We start from the raw sequence: 17,714 nt of genomic DNA on the forward strand, positions 1-17,714 counted from the left end.
CGGAAGGGGACTGCCAGCGGGCGCTGGCGCCGCCTACGCCGTCACGGCCCGATGGCCGCGGCGGGGGAATTTACGTGTCGATAGCTGGGGGAGTTTGGGTGTCGTTCGGGGCTCGCGGCAGAGGGCATTCGCCCGGGCGACCGCGTGGCCGTGATGCTCGAGCCCTCTCTGGCCTTCTACGTGGCGATCTTCGGCGCGATCAAGCTGGGTGCGATCGCGGTACCGCTGTTCACGCTGTTTGGTCCGGACGGCATCCGCCTGCGCGTGCAGGACTGCAAGCCCAGGCTGCTCGTGACGAACCCCGAGAAGGCAGAGGTTGTGCCCGCGTCCGATGACCTGAAGGTGGTGGTCGCCGACGAAGCCTTCATCGGCTCGCTCGATCGCTTCTCTGCGCGCTTCGAAGTCAACACCCGGGCGGACGATCTCGCGATCTTCCAGTACACCTCCGGCACCACGCGGGAGCTGCCGGATGCCGTCAAGCACACGCACCGCGCCATCGTCACGCTGATGCTCGCCGCGTTGTACGGCACCGGCGTGCGTCCGGGCGACCGCTTCATCTGTCCCTCGTCGCCGGCCTGGGGGCACGGCCTCTGGCACGGCACGCTGGCGCCGCTCGCCATGGGCGTGACGATCGGCGCTTACGCAGGCAAGTTCAATGGCGAGCGGCTGCTGCAGGCGCTGGCGTCGCACCGGTTCAACAACCTGTCGGCGGCGGCAACGCACTACCGGATGATGCGCAACTCGGGCGCGGCGTCGAAGTACAAGTACGCGCTCGACAAGGTGTCGTTCACCGGCGAGCCGATCGACAGCGAGACCGCTGCCTTCATCGAGGCGACCTTCGGCCACAAGGCCTGCAGCATGTACGGCACGACCGAGATCGGCGTGTGCCTCGTGTCCTATCCGGGCGCAGCGGATTTCCCGGTCAAGTCGGGCTCGCTCGGCAAGCCGATCCCCGGCCTTCGAGTGCAGGTGCACGACGTCAACGGCAAGCCCTGCGCGCCCGGCGTGACCGGTGAACTGAAGCTCTGGCGCCGCGGCGAATGGATCGCGACCAAGGACCTCGGCCGCGTCGACGAGGACGGCTACTTCTGGCACGGCGGCCGCGCGGACGACGTGATCATCTCGGCCGGCTGGACCATCGGCGCGGTGGAGGTCGAGGACGCGATCCTCAAGCACCCCGACGTCAAGGAGGCTGCCGCCATCGGCGTGCCCGACGCGCTGCGCGGACTGGTCGTCAAGGCCTTCGTGGTCTCGGACCGCCCTGCGGGCGAGCAATTCATCGAGGAAATCCAGGACGCGGTCCGCACCCGCCTGAGCCAGCACGAGTACCCACGGCAGGTCGCATTCGTCGCCGAGCTGCCGAAGACGCCCGCCGGAAAGATCCACCGGAAGAAGCTGCGCGAGCAGGAAGCCGCCGTCGCTTCCGTCCATTCGTAATCCCCCAATTTTTCAACAGGAGACGGCATGTCCACCACCACCGAAAGAACCTTCCCGAAGATCACCGACAACGGCCTGGACGAGCTGCGAGAGCGCATCGGTCAAAAGATTGGCGCAACGGCCGAGCCGTGGTGCTACGAGGCGACGCGCGACAACATCCGTCACTACGCGCACGGTATCGGCGATGACAACCCGCTGTGGTGCGATCCGGACTACGCCGCGAAGACGAAGTACGGCGGCCTCATCGCGCTGCCGAGCTTCCTGTTCTCGACGAGCCGGATCGTCTCGGGCTATGTAGGTGGCCTGCCGGGCGTGCATGCCATGTGGTCGGGCGCCGACTGGGAATGGCACAAGCCGGTCAAGCGCAACGACACCATCCGGACCGAGGCCTACCTGAAGGACCTGATCGAGCACCAGACCCGCTTTGCCGGCCGCGCGGTGCAGCAGATCTATCACGTCGACTTCTTCAACCAGGAAGGCGACAAGGTGGCCGAGGCGGACAGCTGGTGCTTCCGCACCGAGCGCGATCACGCCCGCGAGCAGGGCAGCAAGTACAAGGAAGTGCGTGAACGCGCGCCGCGCCGCTATTCGACCGAGGAGATTCAGGAGGCCTACAAGCTCTACGCCAAGGAAGAAGTTCGCGGCAGCACGCCCCGCTACTGGGAAGACGTGAAGGAAGGCGAAGCGCTCCCGGTGATGTTCAAGGGCCCGATGACGGTGACCGGCTTCATCGCCTATGCGCAGGGCTGGGGCGGCCTCTACATTCGCGCCAACAAGCTGGCGTGGAAGCTCATCGACGCGCACCCCGGCGTCGGCATCACGAACCGCTTCGGCATCCCGGACGTGCCGGAACGTGTGCACTGGGAAGAGGACTTCGCGCTGGAGGTCGGCGCGCCGGGCGCCTACGACTATGGCCCGGAACGCACCTCGTGGCTCACGCACCATCTCACCAACTGGATGGGCGACGACGGGTTCCTGCGCAAGGCGCACTGCAAGATCCGCCGCCACAACCCCGAGGGCGACATGCTGTTCATCAAGGGCTTCGTCAAGCGCAAGTGCGTCGAGAACGGACGCCACCTGGTGGAAATCTCGCAGGAGGCCCACAACCAGGACGACGAGCTGTCGGTGATCGGCTCGGGTGTCGTCGAGCTGCCTACGCGCGGCTGAGTTGCCTGGCCCCTCCGGGGGCGCAGGTCGGGTGGCAAATCGGGCATCGCCCTGGCAGTCGGCCTGCGCCGACGCGCCATGGCGAGTCCTCTCGGATCAGCTATGCCAATTACTTCGAGGCGAGGTGCCAACGTGCACGGTGCGCTAGCAGGGCTGCGGGTCATCGACCTGTCTCGCGTCCTGGCAGGGCCCCTGTGCACCCAGATGCTCTCTGACCATGGCGCCGACGTGATCAAGATCGAACCGCCGACCGGCGACGAGACCCGCACGCTCGGGCCGCCCTTCAATGACGACGGCGACGCGGCCTACTTCACGGCGGTCAACCGGGGCAAGCGCGCGATGGCGCTGAACCTCGCGCACCCCGAAGGTCGTGAAGCGCTGCTGCGTCTTCTGGAGGACGCCGATGTGCTCGTCGAGAACTTCATCCCGGGCACGATGCAGCGCTGGGGGCTGGATTTCGAGGACGAACTGAAGCCGCGCTTTCCCGGCCTCATCTACTGCTCGATCTCGGGCTTCGGCGCGGACGGGCCGCTGGGCGGACTGCCCGGCTACGACGCCGTGCTGCAGGCCATGTGCGGCCTCATGAGCGTGAACGGCGATCCCGCCTCGGGCCCGACGCGCATGGGCATCCCGATCGTCGACCACCTGACCGGCTACACCGCCTTGACCGGCATCCTGCTCGCGCTGCACCACCGCGATCGAACAGGCCTCGGCCAGCGCGTGGAGGCGACGCTGTTCGACACCGCATTGAGCCTCCTGGTGCCGCATGGCGCGAACTGGATGCACTCGGACCAGGTTCCCGGCCTGCTCGGCAGCGCGCATCCGAACATCGCGCCCTACGACAAGTTCCAGTGCAAAGACGGACAGGTGTTCCTCGGCATCCTCAACGACAGGCAGTTCGCGAAGTTCTGCGCCGTCATGGACCTGCAGGGACTGGTGGGCGACCCGCGCTTCGCGACCAATGCGGTGCGCCTGCAGCATCGCGATGAACTGCGGCGACAGATCGAAGTCGTTCTGCAAGGCTGGAAGCGCGAGTCGGTGTGCAGTGCGCTGATGCGAAGCGGCGTGCCGGTCGGGCCGGTGCACACCGTGCCGGAGGCCTTCGCGCAGGCCCATGCAGTGCATCGCGGCATGAGCGTGAGCACCGACGGCTATCGGGGCATCGGCGTACCGGTGCAGCTTTCGCGAACACCGGGCCGGCCGGGCCGGGCTCCTCCGCGCTTCGGCCAGCACGCGCAGGAGGTCCTCGACGAAGCGGGATTCGACCAGGGACAGATCAACCATCTGCGGGCCATCGACATCTGTCCGGAAGCGGTGCCCTGAACCAGGGCGATCGCGGAAACAATCAAAAAAGGAGACTATGCAATGAAACGGATCGTCAGCATCTTTGTTGCGCTCGTAGCGCTCTTGAGTTCTTCGTTCGTCATGGCTCAGGCCTATCCCACGAAGCCGATACGCATCATCGTTCCCTATCAGGCGGGGCAGGGGACCGATGTCGCGACCCGCTATCTGGCCGAGCATCTGGGGCGCGCACTGGGCCAGCCGCTGGTGATCGACAACCGTGCGGGCGCCGGCGGAAACATCGGTGCCGCCGAAGTCGCGCGCGCCGCTCCCGATGGCTACACGCTGCTCATGGGGACCAACGGCACCCATGTGCTAAATCAGTTCCTGTATCCGACCATGCCCTTCGACCCGGAGAAGGACTTCGAGCCGGTGGCGCTGGTGAGTACCTTCCCATTGGTGATCCTTGCGAACCCGAGCGCGCCCTACAGGAACATGGCGGACCTGCTCGCGGCCGCGAAGGCAAGGCCCGACGCCGTCGACGTCGGTCTGCCGAGCACGACGTCGCGCCTCGTGCTCGAACTCATCCAGAAGCAGGGCGGCGTCGTGATGCGGTCCGTCCCTTACAAGGGCTCCGGCACCTCCATGACCGATCTCATGGGCGGGCAGGTGCTGGTCGGCATCGACACGGCCAGTGCGGCGCGGCCCTTCATCGCGAACGGCAAGCTCAAGGCGCTGGCAGTGACATCGCTGCAGGACTCGGCGCTTCTGCCGGGTACGAAGCCGGCGGCGAGCCAGGGGCTGGAGGGGTTCCAGGTCGTCGCATGGAACGGGCTCTATGCGCCGCGTGGAACACCTGCGGCGATCGTCCAGAAGCTCAATGCGGAGATCGCAAAGATCCTGGCGCAGCCCGAAGCGCGGCAGCGTCTGCTGGATCTCGGGCACGAGCCGGCCGGCGGAACGCCCGAGAGCCTCGACCGCTTCGCGCGCAGCGAACGCGAGAAGTGGGGTCCCCTCATCAGGAGCGCAGGCATGAAGCTGGAGTAGGCGGCGTCACGACTCCTTTTCTTCGTGCCAGCGGTCCTTGGCCACATCACCTCGTGGTGTCCCGCGCCCGCAGGGATCATCGGAAAGCAGTTCTCCTCTGGCGCGACCTGCACGTCAAGGAAGAACGGGCCATCGAAGGCCAGGCATTCGGCGAGGGCATCGTCCAGTTCGCGCGGATCGGAGACGCGTCGTGCACCCAGCCGAAGGCCTTCGCCAGCGCGACGAAGTCGGGCAGCGCGGCGTTCCAGCTGTGCGAAAGGCGTGGTTGAGGGAAGCCGTTGATATGGCTTCCCTCAACAACAGCTTCGCCGACCTGCGGGTTTACCACTAATTGACAGTCCGAATGAGATGGAATGTAATCGATTACCAAAGACGATTAGATAACTCTCCGTGGATGAGAGGCGAGAAAGTTGCGCATCAGGCATGAAGTGCCGTTTTTTTGATAGCAGGATGTAATCGATTACATATGATGGCTGGATTTGAGAACATCGGCTTCTTCAGAGCTGCGGGGTTTCCCGGCGGGAACCGTTACGCATACCTGACCAACAGCGACTACACACAAGAGGTGTTGAGATGAGCGAAGCATTCCCGAAGCCGCTCGATGGACTGCGTGTCCTGAGCTTTTGCCACTACCTGCAGGGTCCCGCTGCCGGCCAGTACTTGGCCGACATGGGCGCTGACGTGGTCAAGGTGGAGCCCTTGGAGGGCGCTTTCGAGCGACGCTGGGCTGGCGCCGATACGTTCGTGGGGGAAACCAGCGCCTTCTTCCTGTGCGGCAATCGGAACAAGCGCAGCCTTGCCGTGGACGCAAAGAACCCCGAAGGACTGGCGCTCCTTCTCAGGCTGGTGCAGTCCTTCGATGTCGTGCTGGAGAACTTCCGGCCAGGCGTGATGGAGAAACTCGGCCTCGGCTTCGAGGCCATCAAGAAGGTCAAGCCCGACATCATCTACGCGTCGGCGAGCGGGTTCGGCCCGGATGGCCCGGCGCGCAACGATCCAGGCCAAGACCTCTTGGTCCAAGCGCGCTCAGGTTTGATTGCCGCCACCGGAAACGGCAGCGTGGCTGTGGGCTGTGCGGCCGTGGACCAGCACGGAGCAGCCCTGCTGGCCATGGGAATCCTCGGGGCTTACGTGCGGCGCCTGCGCACAGGTGCGGGTACGCGTGTCGAGGCCAGCCTCTTCAATGCAGGCATTGATCTGCAGGCCGAGGCACTGACCCTTTACTACTCCGGCCAACGCCGTGCCTCGGACATGCCGAGAGATCCACATCTCGCCACCTGGTTCCATGCGGCGCCTTACGGTGTCTACCGCCTCGCCGACGGGGCACAGATCGTCCTGTCGCTGAGCCATCTCCAGACGGTGGCCGCCGCCATCGGCTGTGATGCCGTGGGAGAGCTGGCCCAACGCGATCCTTACCTGAACCGGGATATCGTCGCGAACGCCGTCTCGCAGGCTTTGGCGAGGTTCGAGTTCGCCACGTTGGCTGCCGCTCTCGATGAGGCCGGTGTCTGGTACCAACGAGTCCAGAACTACGATGAACTGCGTGCCGATCCACAGGTGCAGCACAACGGCACCTTCTTCGAGGTTCCGATCGGTGACGACGCCGCGACGCTGGTCCAACACCCGTTGCGTTTCGACGGTTCACATGCCCCGTTGCGCCATCTCGCGCTCAAGGCCGGCCAGCATACCGCCGAAGTCCTGCGGGAAATGCAGCTTTCGGACAGCGAGATCGCCGGGCTGAGTGAACGTGGCGTCGTGCGCCTCGCATTCTGAATTCCACCTCTATTCCGGCCCAATCCATGGACACCATCGAAGCTCTTGTCTCCATCGAGCGCCCCGAAGCTGCGGTGCTGCTGCTGCGCCTGAATCGCCCCCGCCAGAGGAACGCGCTGAGCGCAGACTTGTTGCGCCAAGCTGCAGATGCATTGGACGCCGCACGATCCGATGATGACGTGCGCTGCGTGGTCCTGACCGGTGACGATCGTGCTTTTTCTGCTGGCGCGGACATCAAGGAGATGAATGCGCGCGGGTTCGACGCGCTGAGCGACCCGAAACGGCAAGGCGCCTGGGATGCGATTGCCGAGTTTCCTAAACCGCTCATCGCGGCGGTGCGAGGCCTGTGCTTCGGAGGCGGACTGGAACTCGCCATGCTCGCCGACATCCTGCTGGTCGCGGAAGACTGCGTGCTTGCGCAGCCGGAGATCACCATCGGGATAATTCCGGGGGATGGCGCCACGCAGCGCCTGGGCCGCACGGTTGGCAAATCGCTGGCCATGCAGATGGTCCTGACCGGAGAGCCGATCAGCGCGCGGCAAGCAGTGGCTTCAGGACTCGCGTCCGAGTTGCTTCCCGCTGCTGAAGTGCTGCCGCGAGCGCTGGCGCTCGCCCGGGCCATCGCCAAGCGCGCGCCGGTCGCCGCCCGGCTCGCCAAGGAGTGCGTGCAGGCAGCCTACGAAACACCGCTCTCCGCCGGCTTGGCCATCGAGCGGCGGGCCATCCGCTACGCTTTCACGACGGATGACCAAAAGGAAGGGATGGCTGCATTCATCGAAAAGCGCGCCCCGACCTTCAGCGGACGCTGACCCAGAACGAGCGAGCAAACCCTTCCCAGAACCGGCCCCAGAGATGCAGCATTCGACGAGCAAAAAAGACTCCGCGGACGTGCCGATGCGCGTCAGCGTCCAGGACGTCGCCCGAATGGCGAACGTCTCGACCGCCACGGTATCCCGGGTGATCAATCAACCGGACCTCGTGCGGCCGGAGGTGCGCGAGCGGGTGCGCCGGAGTATCGAAGCACTGCGCTATACCCCCGACGGCGCAGCGCGCGCCCTGCGTTCCAGGCGCAGTCGCACGATTGGGGTCGTGATCCCGACACTCAGCGTCGGCGTGTTCGCCGAGGGTGTCGAGTCCATGCAGATTCGTCTCGCCGAATATGGGTACACGCTGCTCATCGCGAGTTCTCAGTACGACATCGCGCGTGAACGGCACGAAATCGAGACGCTGCTCGAGCGCGGTGTGGATGGGTTGCTGCTCGTCGGCAACATCCACGGCGCCGAGACCTACGAGTCGATCCGCGCCCGCCGGATTCCGTTCCTGACCACCTACATCTGCGAAGCGAAGGACGGCGTCCCCGCGGTGGGCATCGACAACGTGCAGGCTGCTCGCGAGGTCACGGACTACTTGTTGGGCCTGGGCCATCGGTCGTTTGGTGTCATCGCGAACTTGCAGAGCTCGAACGACCGGTCATTGGCTCGCGTTCTCGGAATCCAGCAATCGCTTGCCGCTGCCGGGATCGCCCTCCCTACAGGCTCGATCTACAAGGCAGGCCATGCGCTTTCCGAGGGCCGCCAGGGACTGCGGGCCTTGATGGGCGCTGACCCAGCACTCACCGCGGTCATCGCCACGACTGACACACTCGCGATCGGTGCCATCGCCGAGGCGCGCGCAATGGGCTGGCCGGTGCCGGACAGGCTGTCGGTGAGCGGCTTCGGCGACCTCGGGCTCGCTGCACAGATCGATCCGCCTCTCACCACCGTGGACGACGCAACCGACATCATCGGCCGCGTGGCCGTCGACAATTTGATGCGCCTGATCCAGGGCGAGCCGATCGAGCACTCGACTCGGCTTCCATCTCGTCTGATCGTGCGCAACTCGACGGGGCCGGCGCCGCGAGTGTGAAGCGTTGGACTTCAGTCATCCTCAAACTTGCAAAGGAGCTTGCGCGTGGCGCATACGATTCACAAAGGGGTGTTCCCGGTCGCTCCGACCGTGTTCGACCAGGAGGGCCGTCTCGACCTCGAAGGCCAGAGGCGAGCGATCGATTTCATGATCGACGCCGGATCGACAGGCATCGCCATCCTGGCGAATTTCTCGGAACAGTTTTCGCTCACCGACTCAGAACGTGAAGTGATTCAGCGCACGGTGCTCGAACACGTCGCAGGTCGCGTTCCGGTGATCGTCACCACTACGCACTTCTCGACGCAGGCCTGTGCCGCGCGCAGCCGAGAGGCGCAAGCGCAGGGCGCTGCGATGGTCATGGTTCTCCCCCCATATCACGGCGCGACCATTCGCGTCGAGCAGGAGCGGATCCGTGAGTTCTACCAGTCCATCTCGGACCAGATCGACATTCCGATCATGGTGCAGGACGCACCGATCTCAGGAACGGCGATGTCGGCCGAATTCCTCGCGTCGATGGCCCGTGAGATCGACAACGTTTCCTACTTCAAGATCGAGACGGCGCAGGCCGCCGCGAAGCTGCGCAAGCTCATTCAACTCGGGGGCGACGCCGTCGAAGGTCCCTGGGACGGCGAGGAAGGCATCACCTTGCTGCCTGATCTCCAAGCGGGCGCGACAGGTGCCATGAGCGGCGGCGGTTATCCGGACGGCATCCGCTCAATCTTCGATGCCTACGCCAAGGGAAGCACCGACTTGGCCGCAGGCCTCTATCAGAAGTGGCTGCCACTGATCAACTACGAAAACCGGCAGTGCGGTCCCGCGACTTGCAAGATCCTGATGAAGGAGGGCGGTGTGATCCGCTCCGACCATGTCAGGCATCCCTTCGCGCCTGTGCCTCCTGCCATCCGTGCTGGCCTCCTCGAGGTTGCACGCCCACTCGATCCACTGGTGCTGCGCTGGGCACGGTAAGCCATCGATTGGATCCGGCCTTTCACCCCATTTTGTAATCGATTTCATCAACCGAGTAGAAGGAGACAAATGAGTAGCGTTGCACCACCCATCGCCATCCGTCAGGAAGGCGAAAAACATGTGACCTCCAGGAAGATGACCGCAGGCCTCGGCGGCGGCGTCGCCCTGGAGTGGTACGACTGGAACGTGTACGGAATCATGGCGGCGTTTCTATCCCCGCACTTCTTTCCCTCCACAGATCCGACGACATCATTGCTTGCTGCACTGGCGGTGTTTGGCGCGGGCTTCGTCGCGCGTCCGGTCGGAGCCGCCATCCTGGGCCCGATCGCTGATCGCATCAGCCACAAGACCGTCATGATGATTTCAGTCACCGTCATGGCCTTGTCTTCCTTGCTTATTTCAGTCTTGCCTGGATACAAGGACTGGGGGGTGGCGGCTGCCGTCGTCCTGCTGGTCATTCGACTGCTGCAAGGCCTCGCAACGGGGGCGGAGGCCGGTGTCGCGAATGCGATCGCGATCGAGCTTGCACCGCCGGGCAAGGAAGGCCGCTACCTGGGACTGATCGGCGGTACCTTCATCCAACTCGGCACCTTCTGCGCAAGCATGGTGGCCTTTCTCGTGAGCGCGTCCATGGGCGCAGACGCCATGCGCGAGTGGGCCTGGAGGTTGCCCTTCGCGGTCGGGGGCGCCTTGGGTCTGCTCGTCATCTACTTGCGCAGCACTCTGCCAGAGACCTTGATCGAGCGCGCGGTGCATCGACAGGACGACTTGTCCCGCATCCAGGAGACAACCGGTGATGTCTGGCGAAAGCTCTGGAGCGTGCGGCTGTCGCTGCTGGCGGTCATCCTCGTGATCGGCTCGGTGCAGATTGCGAACTATGCGTGGAACGGCGGGCTCCCGAACATGGCCAACGGAGTTTTCAAGGAGAACAGCACCTGGGTGTACGGCATCACGTCTCTGATGATCGTGATCTGGATCATCGCTTCGCCTTTCATCGGTGCGTTCGCCGACAAGGTCCGGCCCTCGCGCGCGTTCACGCTGCTGCGACTGTTGCTGATCCCGTGCTTTTTTCTGACCTTGCTCTATTCCGAGAAGAGCATCTCGACGTTCTTCTTCGTCATGGTCTTTGGTGGCGCCATCGTCGGCTTCAACATGGCGCTGTACAACTTCATTGCAACCACCCTGATGCCGCGCGCAGTTCGGACAACCGGAGTAGCGATCGGATACGCGCTGGGCGTCACCATATTCGGTGGAACCTCGCCCTATCTGCTGATCTGGCTCCAGCACGCGAACTTGCCGTGGCTGTTCCCTGTGTACGGTTCATTTGTCGCGCTGCTCAGCGTGGTGGTCTATCACATCGCCAAGAAGCGGGGCCACGTCTACGTCGGCAACTAGAGGGCATGGTTTGAGAGGCTGCGCCTCTCACGGCCTGCGAGCTTCGCACGGAGTATTCAAGTGAAAACACCCCCTTCGTCGCATTTCACACCCATCGATTTGCGGCCGCATTTCAACGCAAGACGGGACGAGCTTCAAGGCGGACTGGGCAGAAAGGCCGGCGTCGCCGAATGGATCACGCAACTCCAGGGCCTTCAGACATTTCGCGGCATTCCGTTTCTCCTTGGGGGTGCCACGGGCTCGGATGTTCTCGCTCTGCGTCCCGGCGAAGCGCCTTTGAGCATTCCTCTGGCTCCTGCGAAGGCCACCTACGTCGTATTTCTGCATGTGGTGACGGACCACGCACGCGTCATGCCGCGCGGTTTCGGTGGCTTCGGTCCGCCGACGCACCCCGTTGACGGCAACGAGCTGGGCACACCGGTCGCAACCTACTCGCTTCGGTATGCAGATGGCAGCGAGGCTCAAGTACCCGTTTTGCGCCGGCTCGCGATCCAGCAGCGGCACATAGCCTGGAGTGCCAGCCCCTTTGAAGCTGTCCCGGCTCTGGGGCCGCACGTCAACTCGACCCATGGCGAAGACCTTGCATTGGATCGAGCACCGACAATGAGCTTCGGCTTCGCGGAGTGCCGCGCGGCTTCGGGCCGGCTGCGCCCTGGGGGCGAAAACCTTTGGCTGTACGCCCTTCCCAATCCGCATCCAAGCAAAGAGATCACGGGCATCCAGTTGCGCGCAGAGGAGGAGGCCGCCCTCGTTTACGCAGTGAGCACAACACGGCTTGCGGAACACCCTCTGCGCCTCCAGGTGCGCCGAAAGTTGCGATTGCGGCTGCCCCCTGGAGTGGAGCTCAATCGACTCGGGGAACTCGATGTCGATGACCGCGGAGACCAGATCGGAATGGATCTAGGCACCGTCATTTCCGCACGTGCTGTCCTCGAGTACTCGCAAGATGAGTGGCTCGGCGATGCAAACGACGTGCAACCGGTGCGCTCGAGGTCGGAAGTGCTCGTCGAGTACGCGGCCCATCCGGACGCTAAGCTTTACCTTCGCGGGAGGGACGGCAGCTTGCACATGCACGATCTTCGCGCGCTCGCTGCCGACAAGGCCGCCGATGAACCGCCACCGGCGATGAGCATCGCGCCGACCACACGGCCGGTCAAGTTCAGGATCCTGGAGAAGGAAACTGGGCAAGGCGTTGCCGCGCGCCTGCACTGCCACGGGCCTGCAGGGGAGTATCTCGCTCCACGGGGCCATCACCGCAAGGTCAACACCGGCTTCTTCGAGGATCTCTTTGGAGACTTCGCGAACGGCCTGAACCAGTACGCCTACGTGGACGGCACCTGCATCGTCGACCTTCCACTGGGCCTGGTCTTTGTCGAGATCAGAAGAGGCTTCGAGGTCCGGCCGATCAGGCGCGTGGTGCACATCGATGCGAATACGGAGAGCCTGACCTTTGAGCTTGAAAAGGTGATTCGTTGGCGCGAGCAGGGTTGGGTCAGCTCCGACACCCACGTCCACTTTCTGAACCCCCAATTGGCGCTTTTGGAGGGCAAGGCGGAGGACGTGAACGTCGTGAACCTGCTTGCCTCGCAATGGGGCGAGCTCTTCACGAACGTCAGTGAGTTCGACGGCCGGACGACCCTTGGCGCCAAGGACTTCGGCGGCGACGGCGAATTCCTCGTCCGCGTAGGCACGGAAAACCGGATGCAGGTTCTCGGGCATTTGTCTTTGCTCGGATACGACGGCGAGATGATCCACCCGTTGTGTACGGGCGGTCCTGACGAATCCGCCATCGGCGATCCCCTCGAAACCACCATGTCAGAGTGGGCCGAGCGCTGCCGTCGACAGGGGGGCCTTGTCGTCCTTCCCCATGCGCCCATGCCACAGGCGGAGCGCGCGGCAGACATTGTGCTGGGCGTGATCGACGCGATGGAGATGATGACCTTCAATCCGCGCGATGCACAGATCACTGCCTTCGGCCTCGCCGACTGGTACCGTTTCCTGAACATCGGTTACCACCTGCCGCTTGTGGCAGGTTCCGACAAAATGTCCGCCGCCTCCCTGCTAGGTGGCGTGCGCACCTATTCGCAGCTCGGCGAACGTGAGTTCACGTTTCTCAACTGGATGGACTCCGTGCGAAATGGCGACACGTTCATCACCGTGGGTCCACTGGTCAGCATGACTGTCGAAGGGCGCAGACCAGGAAGCCGGATTCAACTTCCCGCGGGCGGCGGAACCGTCACCGTGGACTGGCGGATCGAATCTGTCAGCGTCCCTGTAAAGAAGATCGAGGTGGTCTGCAATGGATTGGTCGCCTTTGAACTGTCCTGCGACGATCTTGAATGCAAAGGATCCTTGCCGCTGCGGGTGACCGAATCCTGCTGGGTGGCGATCCGCCTTCGCGGCAGCGTGGTCGGGCGAGACGGCGACATCGCCGCGCATACGAGCGCGGTTCAAGTCGAAGTTGGCGACAAGCCCATCTTTGCAGCCGCCGACGCCGTGTCGGTCCTTGCTCAGATCGAGGGAACGATCGCCTATGTCGATACGCTCGCGCCGAGAGCCGACGAGGACAAGCATGCCGGCTTGCGGGCCAATCTGGCCCTCGCACATCACCGCTTGCACCGGAGGCTGCATCAACTCGGAGCAGGCCACAGTCATACACCGATTCACGCCGTCCACACGCATCGTGACCACTGACAACTGGAATCGGTGACATCCCCGGTTCTCCCGGCTCTACCCCCCACCCGAAAAGAAATGATCGACAAATTCCTCTATCCAGCGGCGGCCGAACCGTCCGGTACCAGTGCATTGGCCCAAGGCCGCGCCGACTCACGCGCCCGGCAGCTGCAATTCACCTATATCAGGAGTAAGACATGTCAATAAACGAATTTCTTTCCGCCCGGGAGCGCATGCTGGAGCGGATCGCGCAGACGCGAGATGCCGCAACAAACGGCCTGCCGCACTGGGCCAGGTCCGAAGACGGCAAATGGACGTTCACGCCGGATGGCGACTGGACGGGCGGCGCTTTTGTCGGCGAACTCTGGCTCGCGCATTTGGCCAACCCGCAGCGGTTCCCGATTGCGGATGTGCACGCAGCGTTGAGCAAGATGCTGCCACGCGCGCAGCGCAGAACGGCCTTCAAGGGTTTCGGCTTCTATCATGGCGCGGCTCTCGGAAGCATTCTCTTTGGCGATGCCGCTGCGCGCGACGCCGCGCTCACGGCGGCGAGGTCGTTGAAGGAGATGTTCGATCCCCGCCTCGGATTGATTCCGCTCGGCAACGAAGCGGAAGAGGCCAACGCCGTAGGCACCGCCGAAAGCAGCATCGACTCGCTCCAGGCCACGGGCCTCCTTTACTGGGCCGCAGACCAGTTGGATGACCCTCGCATGGAGGAGATTTCCGACGCACACATGCGTCGTGTTCTCGAAATTCACGTGCGACCGGACAACTCGGTCATCCAGTCATCAACTCTGGATCCGATCACCGGCGATGTACTGCGAACGCACACGCACAAGGGATACAGCGACACGAGCACCTGGGGGCGGGCGCAGGGATGGGCCATGCTCTACACAGCACACGCCGCCATGGTGCGCCCGCACGAGCCTCTTTGGCGCGACTACGCCGTGCGCGTGCTGGACTGGTGGATCGATCATGTTCCGGCGGACCTCGTCTCCTTCTGGGACTTTGACGATCCAGCCATCCCGAACACCAGCCGGGACACTGGGGCCACGGCGATCGCCGCGGCCTCCGCCTTGCGCCTCGCCGCTGCGCTCGGCCCGGGGAAAGGAGCCAAGTACCGCGACTTCGCTGAGCGCACTGTGACGGAACTCGTTCGCAGCTATCTCACCCCAACGGCGCCCGAAGACCGGCGCGACCCTGGAATGCTCACGGGCGGTTGCTTCACCCGGAAAGCGGTCGTGCGGGACATCGACGCAGCGCAGAACGTAGAGCTGATCTTCGCCAGCTACTTTCTTTTCGAATCCCTTTCGGTTCTCACGGGACTGGTGCCTCCAGGCCGGATCTAAAGGGTTCGACGCCGAAGCAGCCGCTTGCCTCGCAAGCGACGCAAGAATTTTCCATCACCTGGCTCGAACGCGAAGACGCGTCAAGTCATCAACGTGCAGCACAGCACAGGAGACGTCAATGAAAGCAGCATCACAACGCGTTCGCCAAGCGGCGCGCGTCATCAACAAGGCCGAGGCCGCACGCCTCGTTCAGGACCAGGATTGCGTGTACATCGCCGGATCGGGTGGGGGTCACGGGGTGCCCGAGGCGTTCATCGACGCCTTGCGCGATCGCTTTGACGAAACGGGCTCGCCGCAGCAGCTAAAGGTCGTCGGCACGGTCTCTATCGGCGACTGGGAGTCGACCGGATTCAACAAGCTCGCCGATCCGAAACTCGTCCGCCGCATCGTGGCCAGCGGCCTGAACAACTGCCCCATGCTGGGCGAGTTGGCCGTCGCAGACGAGATTGAAGCCTATACGATGCCCCAGGGAGCGCTGGCGCAGCTCTGTCGTGAAATGGCCGGCGGCCGACCGGGCCTTGTCACCAAGACGGGGCTACACACGTTCGTCGATCCGCGGCAGGCCGGCGGCCGCCAGAGTCCGCGCAGCAAGGAGGATCTCGTCAAGCTCCTGGAGATCGAGGGCGAGGAATTTCTCTTCTACCGCTCGTTCCCGATTGACGTTGCGGTGATCCGCGGCACCGTGGCCGACGAGCGCGGAAACATCTCCATGGAGGACGAAGCCTTCCTCGGCGAGACCCTCGCGATCGCAGCGGCGTCGCGTCTGCGCGGCGGCATCGTCATCGCTCAGGTTCAGCGTCTGGCGGCGGCGGGCAGCATCAACCCGCGCGAGGTGAAGGTCCCCGGTACGCTGGTCGACTACATCGTGGTCGCGCCGGACCAAAGGCAAACGTATCAGACCGCGTACAACCCTGCGTATGCCGGCAAGCTGCGCGTTCCGGAAAGCGAGATTCCTTCGATCCCGTTCGACATCCGAAAGGTGATCGCGCGCCGTGCGGCCATGGAGCTGTTCCCTGGCGCCGTGGTCAATCTCGGCATCGGCGTATCCAACGGTGTTGCCACGGTCGCAGCTGAAGAAGGTTTCTACCGCGATGTAACGCTCACCAACGAGCAGGGAATCATCGGCGGCCTGCCCGCTGTGGGCAAGGACGCCGGCGCCGGCATCAATTACGACATGCTGGCCCAGCAGCCGGACCAGTTCGACATGTATGACGGCGGCATTCTGGACATCGCCTTCCTGTCCTCCGCGGAAGTCGATCAGCATGGCAACGTCAACGTCAGCCGGTTCGGGAAGACCATCATCGGACCCGGCGGCTTCATCAATATCAGCCAGGGCGCGCGCAAGGTCGTGTTTTCGGGAACGATGACCACGGGAGGCCTGCAGATCGGTCCGGACGGCAAGGGCAGCCTGGTGCTCGAGCGCGAAGGCAAGGTGGGCAAGTGGGTGCAGCAGGTGCAGCAAATCACCTTCAATGGCAAATATGCGCGCGAACGCGGCCAGGAGGTGATGTTCGTCACCGATCGCGCCGTATTCGCCTTGACGGATGAGGGTGTCGAGCTGATCGAAGTTGCGCCCGGGATCTCCATGGAGCGCGACGTGCTGGATCAACTGGCGTTCCCTGTGCGCGTCTCGCCGAACCTGAAGCTGATGGATGCCCGCCTCTTCCGCCCAGAGCGGATGCAGCTGGCTGGCGAGTTCCATCGGAAGTCTGCGCCGTCCGCAACCAAGTCCCACTGAGCGCGACATGGCAGACAACCTGGTCCTAGTCCAACGTGAGCACGGAATTGCGGTGCTCACGCTCAATCGCCCCGAGCGACGCAACGCCCTCGGTGTGGCTCTGGTTGAAGCAGTGGCGGCTGCGTTTGCCCAGGCCGAACGTGACCCGGATGCGCGTGTGATCGTCCTTGCAGCAGCGCCGCCTGGATTCTGCGCCGGGGCCGACCTGAAGGAGTTCGCGGGCACCGATGTGGCAACGATGTGCCAGCAGGACGCGTGCACCGCCGCTCTTGCCCGGTCTTTCGCGCTCGCATCCAAACCCGTGTTTGCTGCGGTGGATGGTTTCGCAATGGGAGCTGGCTTCGTCCTGGCGGCTTCATGCGACGTCGTCGTCACCGCTCCTGATACCCGTTGGCAGTTGCCTGAAGTTTCCCTTGGATGGCTGCCCGGGTGGGGCCTGCAGGCGCTCAGCTCACGCGTGGGCGCCAACAAGGCGCGACGTCTTGCGTTGAGCTCGGAACTGCTTGATGGGCGCGAAGCACATCGCCTCGGCCTGGCCGATTACCTGACGTCGCAGGGCGAGACGGCGCTGCAGGCTGCCCTCAACCGCGCCCGTCCGATCGCCCAGTTCTCGCCTCACGCCCTCGCATCCGTAAAGCGCTTTTTTATGGCCTCGGTGACCGGCTCGGCGGAAGCGATGGATGCCCTGGCGGGTCACTTCCTCGCGGGTGATGCCGTTCAGCCCCATGGCCAGGCGACGCTCGCGCGCTTTGGCCTCGGCCGTTAGCGATGTATTGGCTCAACTGCCGCCGTCTTGAGTCCTTCGGCGCCCCGACGCCGAGGTGCTGCGTCGGCACGGGCAGACGATGCGGGCGCGCGGCGCATTCGTTTGAGGCGATGCGGTCCCGAAGAGCGAGGATGTGCGCTGATTCCTCTTAGCCGAGTCTGATCAGAATGAAGGGAAGATTGCTTTGCTCGGAGACTGACTCGTCGGGCGCCGACGA

12 protein-coding genes and 2 pseudogenes are annotated in these 17,714 nt (G+C 64.0%); 13 read left to right on the forward strand and 1 reads right to left on the reverse strand.

The features are described 5' to 3' along the window. Window positions 1-111 precede the first annotated feature (111 nt). The 4 genes and pseudogenes from WKW77_RS31360 to WKW77_RS31375 form a co-directional block, all read left to right on the forward strand. A pseudogene (locus WKW77_RS31360) lies at window positions 112-1,437 on the forward strand (acetate--CoA ligase); the annotation flags it as partial. 27 nt (window positions 1,438-1,464) lie between these two features. After that, window positions 1,465-2,604: an FAS1-like dehydratase domain-containing protein gene (locus WKW77_RS31365; RefSeq protein WP_340360804.1), complete on the forward strand. Its 1,140-nt coding sequence runs from the start codon at window positions 1,465-1,467 to the stop codon at window positions 2,602-2,604. Window positions 2,605-2,808: 204 nt separating this feature from the next. Further along, the gene (locus WKW77_RS31370) at window positions 2,809-3,927 is read left to right on the forward strand and encodes a CaiB/BaiF CoA transferase family protein (RefSeq protein WP_422823303.1); all 1,119 of its coding nucleotides are present in this window, start codon (window positions 2,809-2,811) and stop codon (window positions 3,925-3,927) included. 42 nt (window positions 3,928-3,969) lie between these two features. After that, complete coding sequence (locus WKW77_RS31375; protein WP_340360806.1) at window positions 3,970-4,932, forward strand: Bug family tripartite tricarboxylate transporter substrate binding protein; 963 nt, start codon at window positions 3,970-3,972, stop codon at window positions 4,930-4,932. 6 nt (window positions 4,933-4,938) lie between these two features. On the opposite strand, the pseudogene WKW77_RS31380 reads toward WKW77_RS31375, so the two are convergent. Then, a pseudogene (locus WKW77_RS31380) lies at window positions 4,939-5,194 on the reverse strand (thiamine pyrophosphate-dependent enzyme); the annotation flags it as partial. 311 nt (window positions 5,195-5,505) lie between these two features. Here WKW77_RS31380 and WKW77_RS31385 point away from each other — a divergent pair. The 9 genes from WKW77_RS31385 (at window position 5,506) to WKW77_RS31425 (ending at window position 17,497) form a co-directional block, all read left to right on the forward strand. Further along, the gene (locus WKW77_RS31385; protein WP_340360807.1) at window positions 5,506-6,705 is read left to right on the forward strand and encodes a CaiB/BaiF CoA transferase family protein; all 1,200 of its coding nucleotides are present in this window, start codon (window positions 5,506-5,508) and stop codon (window positions 6,703-6,705) included. 26 nt (window positions 6,706-6,731) lie between these two features. After that, window positions 6,732-7,514: an enoyl-CoA hydratase-related protein gene (locus WKW77_RS31390; RefSeq protein ID WP_340360808.1), complete on the forward strand. Its 783-nt coding sequence runs from the start codon at window positions 6,732-6,734 to the stop codon at window positions 7,512-7,514. 43 nt (window positions 7,515-7,557) lie between these two features. Continuing rightward, window positions 7,558-8,610 carry a LacI family DNA-binding transcriptional regulator gene (locus tag WKW77_RS31395; RefSeq protein WP_340360809.1) on the forward strand — a complete coding sequence of 351 codons (1,053 nt, stop codon included), beginning with the start codon at window positions 7,558-7,560 and terminating at the stop codon, window positions 8,608-8,610. A 45-nt stretch (window positions 8,611-8,655) separates the two neighbouring features. Then, a complete protein-coding gene (locus tag WKW77_RS31400; protein ID WP_340360891.1) occupies window positions 8,656-9,576 on the forward strand; it encodes a dihydrodipicolinate synthase family protein in 921 nt (306 codons plus the stop codon). Window positions 9,577-9,645: 69 nt separating this feature from the next. Further along, entirely contained in the window at window positions 9,646-10,971 is a 1,326-nt protein-coding gene (locus WKW77_RS31405) for an MFS transporter (RefSeq protein ID WP_340360810.1), read from the forward strand. A 60-nt stretch (window positions 10,972-11,031) separates the two neighbouring features. Further along, the gene (locus WKW77_RS31410; RefSeq protein ID WP_340360811.1) at window positions 11,032-13,665 is read left to right on the forward strand and encodes a CehA/McbA family metallohydrolase; all 2,634 of its coding nucleotides are present in this window, start codon (window positions 11,032-11,034) and stop codon (window positions 13,663-13,665) included. 176 nt (window positions 13,666-13,841) lie between these two features. Beyond that, window positions 13,842-14,993 carry a glycosyl hydrolase gene (locus tag WKW77_RS31415; protein ID WP_340360812.1) on the forward strand — a complete coding sequence of 384 codons (1,152 nt, stop codon included), beginning with the start codon at window positions 13,842-13,844 and terminating at the stop codon, window positions 14,991-14,993. Window positions 14,994-15,111: 118 nt separating this feature from the next. Continuing rightward, entirely contained in the window at window positions 15,112-16,731 is a 1,620-nt protein-coding gene (locus tag WKW77_RS31420) for an acyl CoA:acetate/3-ketoacid CoA transferase (RefSeq protein WP_340360813.1), read from the forward strand. Window positions 16,732-16,738: 7 nt separating this feature from the next. After that, complete coding sequence (locus WKW77_RS31425) at window positions 16,739-17,497, forward strand: enoyl-CoA hydratase/isomerase family protein (RefSeq protein WP_340360814.1); 759 nt, start codon at window positions 16,739-16,741, stop codon at window positions 17,495-17,497. The last annotated feature ends 217 nt before the right edge of the window (window positions 17,498-17,714 follow it).

The organism is Variovorax ureilyticus (assembly GCF_037889935.1).
GTDB classification, from domain to species: Bacteria; Pseudomonadota; Gammaproteobacteria; order Burkholderiales; family Burkholderiaceae_C; genus Variovorax; species Variovorax ureilyticus.